General features: G+C 77.8%; 1 pseudogene. It reads right to left on the bottom strand.

The features are described 5' to 3' along the window. Positions 1-517, bottom strand: a pseudogene (locus FOE67_RS28110) (allantoicase); the annotation flags it as partial.

The raw sequence follows: 517 nt of genomic DNA, 5'->3' as shown, positions 1-517 counted from the left end.
GGGAAGCAGCAGGCGGTGGACGGTGTCCGGTTCCAGGCGGGTGGCCGGGAGCAGTTCCCGCCACCCCGGGGCGGCCGGATCCGTCGGGTCGCCGGCGTCGGGGGCGGCGGCGTCGAAGGTGTGCAGCCGGGCCCAGCCGGGGGCGTTGCCCCGGTAGCGGCCGGTGTCGATCTCCACGGCGCGGATCCGGGCCCGGGCGGGCAGGGCGTAGCGGATCCAGTCGTGGCCCCGGTCGCGCCGGCGGCGGGTCTCCCAGCCCTGGTCCATGCGGTCGGGGCGGCCGGGCAGCAGGGTGTGGCCGGGGGGTGAGTAGAAGCGGTCCGAGGCGTCCTCGACCCGACCGCCGTGTTCGGCGGCGAGGAGATCGAAGGTGCCCAGGGCGGCGAGCCAGGGAAGCAGCAGGCGGTGGACGGTGTCCGGTTCCAGGCGGGTGGCCGGGAGCAGTTCCCGCCACCCCGGGGCGGCCGGATCCGTCGGGTCGCCGGCGTCGGGGGCGGCGGCGTCGAAGGTGTGCAGC

Origin of the sequence: Streptomyces calidiresistens (genome assembly GCF_014141525.1) — a bacterium.
GTDB classification, from domain to species: domain Bacteria; phylum Actinomycetota; class Actinomycetes; order Streptomycetales; family Streptomycetaceae; genus Streptomyces; species Streptomyces calidiresistens.
Note: the sequence above shows the minus strand (reverse complement) of the source record. Positions and strands in the feature narration are given on the sequence as shown.